At 67.7% G+C, this 6,189-nt stretch carries 4 protein-coding genes and 1 pseudogene; 1 reads left to right on the forward strand and 4 read right to left on the reverse strand.

Annotated features, from left to right (window positions below; translation table 11 throughout):
- Positions 1 to 1,076: 1,076 nt before the first annotated feature.
- The 3 genes from ACWC5O_RS44805 to ACWC5O_RS44815 form a co-directional block, all read right to left on the reverse strand.
- Positions 1,077 to 1,301, reverse strand: coding sequence for a MazG-like family protein (locus ACWC5O_RS44805; RefSeq protein ID WP_450592460.1), 225 nt, complete (start codon positions 1,299 to 1,301; stop codon positions 1,077 to 1,079).
- A complete protein-coding gene (locus tag ACWC5O_RS44810) occupies positions 1,298 to 3,142 on the reverse strand; it encodes an ABC transporter ATP-binding protein (RefSeq protein ID WP_450781311.1) in 1,845 nt (614 codons plus the stop codon). The genes ACWC5O_RS44805 and ACWC5O_RS44810 overlap by 4 nt, the downstream gene beginning before the upstream one ends.
- A gap of 500 nt (positions 3,143 to 3,642) precedes the next feature.
- Positions 3,643 to 3,912 carry a hypothetical protein gene (locus tag ACWC5O_RS44815; protein WP_450592463.1) on the reverse strand — a complete coding sequence of 90 codons (270 nt, stop codon included), beginning with the start codon at positions 3,910 to 3,912 and terminating at the stop codon, positions 3,643 to 3,645.
- 964 nt (positions 3,913 to 4,876) lie between these two features.
- Between ACWC5O_RS44815 and ACWC5O_RS44820 the strand changes: the two genes are divergently transcribed.
- Positions 4,877 to 5,710 (forward strand): PIG-L family deacetylase, encoded by an 834-nt coding sequence (locus ACWC5O_RS44820; RefSeq protein ID WP_450592464.1) that lies wholly within the window; start codon positions 4,877 to 4,879, stop codon positions 5,708 to 5,710.
- Between the two features lie 394 nt (positions 5,711 to 6,104).
- On the opposite strand, the pseudogene ACWC5O_RS44825 reads toward ACWC5O_RS44820, so the two are convergent.
- A pseudogene (locus tag ACWC5O_RS44825) lies at positions 6,105 to 6,189 on the reverse strand (IS5/IS1182 family transposase); the annotation flags it as partial.

Below are 6,189 nucleotides of genomic sequence, written 5' to 3' on the forward strand. Positions count from 1 at the left end.
CGCTACGAGAAGACCGCGACCATCTACCTGGCCGGGCTCCACATCGCGGGCATCTTCCTCTGGTCCGCTCGATGATCCAAACGAAAGCGCCTAGGCCTGCTGCCCGTGCCCGACACCGACCCGGCCCTCGCCGAACGGCTGAACGCCTCCGCCCACAGCGACCACCTGTAACTGACTCCGAATTCGGCGTGCACACCAGCGCCCGGACCGCCGTCCCGGACGTCGTCGCCCACACCCCTGAGCAGGTCCTGGCTCGGGTCAAGGAGATCGCCGCCATACGTGCAGAGCTGCCGTTCGGCATCGACGGCATCGTCATCAAGGCCGACCTCGCCGCAGACCAGCGGCCACCTGACCAATGCAACGCCGGACTTTCCTGGTCACAACATTACCCTGCGGGTATGACATCCAGGCCTGCTAGGAGCGAGGCTGAACTGGACGCGGAGATAGCCCGCTTCGGCGAGGTACTGGCGCATCAGGCGCTGGCAGATCTTGACGCCCTCAGGGACGGCCGACCGGTGCGACGGTCTCCCCCGTCCTGCTGCGTCCGCCGATGTAGACGACCTGTTGTGATCCCCGGCGTCCCCACTTGCCCGCCCCGGATGGGCCACACCGGCCACTCCTGGCGGCCTGCCTGGGCTGACCGGCCAAATGCAGGGTATGTCCCATCATCTTCTGTGCGTTCCCTGCCCCTCGTGTGGCCGCCGTATGGCTGCGCGCGCTACCCGGCACCCCGGCGTCGTCTGGATCGTGGACCGTAGAGGCCGGAAGTCCCGAGCCAGACCTCTGGTGCTCGCCCCGCCCCGGCCCGATGCACCACGTACCGCCGGCTTCGGCCGCCGTGGTGCATTAGTCGCTGCTCCAGGCCGACGACGAGCATCAGGACCACGAGCCGGAACATGGCGCGCTGTTCTGAGCTGCGGCCACACAAGAGCTCGGCCCGGCGCCACTCCCGGGAGGAGGCGGTGCCGGGCCGTGCCCGCCGGGTCAGAGGAACCTGGCGGCCTAATCCTTCAGCTGGGCAGCGAAGTAGCCGGCGGCATCGGGACGCATCCCGGCAAGTGCGACGAGGCCGGTGATCACGGTGTCCGCGACCTCGGCGCGGATGTCGCCCCAGTGTGCGAGTTGCCCTTGCGCGGGTTCGTACCCTTGGCGCCGATGACGGCCTGCGCAGCCTCGCCGGTCTCCTCGGCAATCTTCAGGACCTGGAGCATCCAGCTGTCTTCCGGAGCGAGGCCCTGCGCGCGGTCAGCGGTGTCGAGCCGGTGGGCGAATGGGGTGATGGTGAGCCACGGCTCGGTCATGGCTCGGCGGTCTCCTCGCTGTGGCTGCGCTGGTGGGGCACGCCTCGGTCGTTTTGCAGGTCCCACAGCTCCCGGAAGAGGCCTGGGGCGGCCACGAGCTGGGCGAAGGTGCCTTCTTGGATGATCCGGCCGTGGTCGAGTACGACGATGCGGTCCGCTACGGCGACGTTGGCGAGGCGGTGGGTGACGAGGACGACGGCCCGGTTGCGGGCGATGTCGCGCAGGCCGGCGAAGATGCGGTGTTCGGCGCGGGCGTCGAGGGCGCTGGTGGGTTCGTCCATGACGAGGAGCCCGGCGGGCCGGTAGAAGGCGCGGGCGATGGCGATGCGCTGCCACTGCCCGCCGGAGAGTTCGACGCCGCCGAACCATTCGCGGGCGAGGAGCGTGTCCAGGCCGCTGCGGAGTTCGGCAACGACTTCGTGGGCGCCGGACCGCACCGCAGCTTCCTCCACGGCCTGGTCGCCGTCGTCGTGGGGCTGGCCTAGGGTGATGTTCTCGCGCGTCGACAGCGGCCAGTGCGCGAACGACTGCGGTACCACGGCGGTCTGCTTCCACAGGTGCTGCGGATCGAAGTCTGCGATGTCACGTCCGTCCCAGGTGACGGCGCCTTCGCTGGGCAGGTAGAGGCCGGTGAGCAGCTTGGACAGGGTGGTTTTCCCTGATCCGTTCTCGCCGACCAGGGCGAGGACTTCACCCCGCCGTACCTCCACGGTGACCTTCTCCAGGGCGGACCGGTCGGAGCCGGGATAGCGGAAGGTCAGCTCGTCCGCGCGCACGACTTCGAGCCCGTCGGAGGTGCGGTTTCCTCGGTTCATGCGGTGTCCGCCGGCTTCCTCAATGAACTCCACCCAGTCATCGACGTACAGGCCGGTACGGAACAGCTGGGTGCCGTAGCCGACCATGCCGCGCAGCGAAGAGCCGACGGTACGCAGCGCGAACACGGCAGTTCCGGCTGAGGCTACGGTCATGTGGCCGATGGCCAGGAGGAGACAGAGGGCGGCCCATACGCCCGCGGAGGCGAGGCCGCTGGCGAAGGCGCCGATGAGGGAGTAGCGGGCTCCCTGGTTGACGGCCCTGTCGGTAACGGCGTCGACGCGGGCGCCGATCGCCCGGTAGCGGGAGAGCAGGAAGTCGGCCATGGTGCCGGAGCGGAGTTGGTCGGCGATGTCCTTGTCCACGATGTACCAGCGCAGCAGACCCAGGGTGCGGCGTTCGGCGGCCATGGCCCGGCTGGTCTCGTACTGAATGCGCGCGCCTTTCATGCTGGCGATGGCCTGCGGAAACACGGCGATCAGCAGCAGGGGCAGCAGGATGGGGTGGAGGACAGTGAGCACCCCAGCCGCCGCGATGATGGAGGCCAGGCAGGACATGAGCTGCTGGGACTCAGTGATGAGGTCCTGGGCGACGTCGGCACCCCGGTCGGCATTGTCCCACTTGTCATTGAAGCCGGGATGGTCGTAGGCGGCGAGTTCGGCGTGTACGGCCGCGTTCAGCATCTCCAGTTCGGCCTCACGGGAGATCCGCGGCGACAGGCGGCTGGAGACGTTGACGATGGCGATGCCGAGCAGGGCCCGCGCCCCGGCCGCTGCGGCGAGGACGCTGATCGCGGGCAGGGCGTCTGTGAGCCGGTCCTGGATGTGGCCGGAGGCGATCAGGGCGGTGATGGTGCTTGTGGTGGCGACCAGGCCGAACGCTTCCAGGATCGCGGAGACGGCCTGACAGACGAGGAGAACGATGATCGCGGTCCGGTCCACCCGCCAGCCCAGTTTCAACGCGCGTTTGACGAGCTGGGGAAGGCGACAGGTCATGGACCAGGTAGTGACCTGGTTCCGCTGGAACATGGACAGGGTGGGCGACTGGAACCGAAGTTCCTCGGTCGGCGTGGCGGTTTTGTCTGAGCCGGTGTCGATACTCAAATGCGGCCTCTCTCATGGGTGTTCGGACGGGACAGAGTGCCGTGCACGTGCGTGCGCAGCCGCGACGACAGGCGGCTTGCACTCGAATGTGTGAACGCATCGCGGAAGCATCCGGCTGGAGCGAAGACGCTTCCGTGCGCCGGTGTTTTGCTGCGAGACGGCTGTGGCGCCCCTTCGTACAGGGGGGCCACTCATGGCGTGTGGCTGGCTCGGTGCCGGTGGGCTACCAGGTCTGCGGGCTCGGGGCCGGTACGTGGTGCCGCCCGGCTAGGCGCCACAAGCCCCAGCCTGCCCAGCCCGTTCGGGACCTGCCTCGCCCCGGGCGACCGCGACGGGCTCGCCACCGAGCGGGCCCCGAAAGCCGCCAGTAGTTGATCTTGGGGCGTAGATGGTGAACGCGCAGGCAGAGCCGCGGCGTGCAGCCGTCAGTAGTCGGTGAGATCCACGATCACATCGCAGTGGGGATCGTCTGAAGGCTGATGCAGATGCTCGTTCGCCAGGAACGCCGGGGAATCCGGAGCGCCGAGCAGGCCGGGCCCCGTATGGCTGATCAGCACGTCCACACCGTACCTGCGGTCCCGCTCAGGTGAACGGAAATAGAGGCGCATGCGGCCGTCGCCCGTGATGACCGCGCCGATGAGCAGCGGTTTCCACGACAGTGTCGATGCGCCGTTCCCCCTCCGGGGTGCCGTCACCGCCCCAACCCTCAACCAGCCCCGTCCGGGGTGGATGGCGGATGACCAGGTCCAGGTCAGCGTGAGCGCAGTCGAACGAAAGTGGTGGGGGCGCGTCGCGAGACTCGGATCGACTCAATGAGGTATGGCCTACAGCGAGTCGGCCGTACCCATCACGGTAACGCGGTCACGACCCAGTGGTTGTGGCCGCGCTTCCGTGACAGTTGCCGAGGGGTCAGGATCCGGGTTCTCAACAGTGCGAATGTCCGACGTCGGCACTGGCCCTGATCGCAGAAGAACCGGCGCACGCGGAGACGTACAACCATCTTCCGGCCGCCGACGGGCAAGTCGATCCTCTATCGGGTGCCCCGCGACGCCGATCTGCCCGATCGTCTCGGCGCGGTACTCGCGGCCTCCCTTCGGACTGGATCTCACAGCAGATGCCGACGGCGGCGAGGCGGGCCAGGACCGCGTGGAAGGCCGTCTGTTCGGTGGGCTGTACTGTCATGAACGTGCTCCCTTCAGGAGGCGAGCTGGCGTGCGTCAAGGACTGTCACAGGAGCGGCAGTTAGCCGTGCAACCACATTGACCGGCCCGGCATGGCCGCAGGCTGCTGTCGTGGCGGGCGGAGGGTGAGACGGCAGAGTCTGGATCAGGGCAGCACGGTGCCGGAGCCCGAACCGGTGCAACGAGCCGACGAACTCGTGAAGGCTCACGGGCAAGTCTCGAAGCGAAGTCCACGGGAGCGAGCGCCAAGGCCCAGGGCTGTTCCCATGCGCGGCGGGAACAGCCGATCCGGCCAGCGCTGTTGCACCGGTCGAGGAACCGGGCCGCGCGGGCGGGGAACAGGGAGACCAAAAGTTCGTCCGCCCGACGCGATCCGGGGCCTCGGGTCCGGTACGCCCGGCAACCCGACATCGGGGCGACCGCTTGTACGCCTGCCCCGGACTCGGACAGAGATCTATTCATACAGGAGGACTGTTTTATGAATGACCGACCCTTGACGCTCATGGCGGTGCACGCCCACCCCGATGATGAGGCCACTGGAACGGGAGGTGTCCTCGCGCGATACGCGGCGGAGGGCATTCGCACGGTCCTCGTTACGTGCACCGACGGCCGTTGCGGTGACGGACCGGGGGGTGTCAAGCCGGGTGATCCCGGGCACGATCCGGCGGCCGTCGCCTTGATACGGCGTCAAGAACTCGAGGCAAGCTGCGAAGTCCTGAAGGTCAGTCATCTGGAGATGCTGGACTACGCCGACTCCGGGATGATGGGCTGGCCGACCAATGACGCCCCCGGCTCCTTCTGGCAGACACCCGTGGAGGAGGGCGCTGCCCGGCTCGCGGAACTCTTGCGGCGCTACCAGCCCGATGTGGTCGTCACCTACGACGAGAACGGCTTCTATGGCCACCCCGACCACATCCAGGCCAACCGCATCACGATGGCGGCGCTGGCGATGGCCGCGCCGACACCAAAGGTGTACTGGACGACGGCGCCCCGCTCGATGATGCAGCGGTTCGGGGAGGTCATGCGTGAGTTCGGTGCGGACTGGCAGGAGCCGGATCCCGCTGAGGCCGCCGCGATGGCCGAGATCGGACTCCCCGACGAGGAGATCACCACCTGGGTGGACACCACCGCGTTCGGCGGCCAGAAGTTCGATGCGCTGGCCACGCACGCCAGCCAGGGCGAGAACATCTTCTTCCTCAGGATGGGCCGGGAGAGGTTCACCGAGTTGATGGGCGTCGAGACCTTCGTACGTGTCCAGGACACCACCGGAGCAACCGTTCCCGAGAACGACCTCTTCGCCGGACTGCGCTGATCCGCCCGCCCACCGGGGGTAAGAGAGCCCATGGTCCGTACAACTCGATCGAGCGTGCTCGCACACCCGGAGGCTTGTACACGTGGGTTCCGCTCCGGCGGCCCTTGATCATCAGGATGGCCCTGCTCGGCCGCGTGGCGGTTACGAGGACGTCAGTCCCACCCCCCACCCGGGCAGGGCCGTCAAGCGGGAACGTTCGACACGCTGGACGGGGATCAACCGGACGGGCTGGTGGCCGGTGTCCACGCCGAGCTGCGGGCCGCCCCGCACAGCAGGACGTCACCATCACAGCACCCAAGCGGTGCATACGCTCACGTGGGGTGAACGTAAGGGCGAGCCACAGCCCCGCGCGCGTTCAGGCGAGCGAGGAAACAGACCGTCCTTAGACGTCATTTCAGTTGGTGAGCTTACGGTGACATATGAGTGTCGCGGCGATGGCAGCGAAGGCGAGGAAGTGTTCCGGCTTCCGCTCGTAGCGG

The organism is Streptomyces sp. NPDC001450 (assembly GCF_053597295.1).

Excerpts from the sequence above, each read along its gene's own strand:
- ACWC5O_RS44810 (WP_450781311.1), bottom strand. The coding sequence starts at position 3,142 with ATGTTCCAGCGGAACCAGGTCACTACCTGGTCCATGACCTGTCGCCTT.
- ACWC5O_RS44805 (WP_450592460.1), bottom strand. The coding sequence starts at position 1,301 with ATGACCGAGCCGTGGCTCACCATCACCCCATTCGCCCACCGGCTCGAC.
- ACWC5O_RS44820 (WP_450592464.1), top strand. The coding sequence starts at position 4,877 with ATGAATGACCGACCCTTGACGCTCATGGCGGTGCACGCCCACCCCGAT.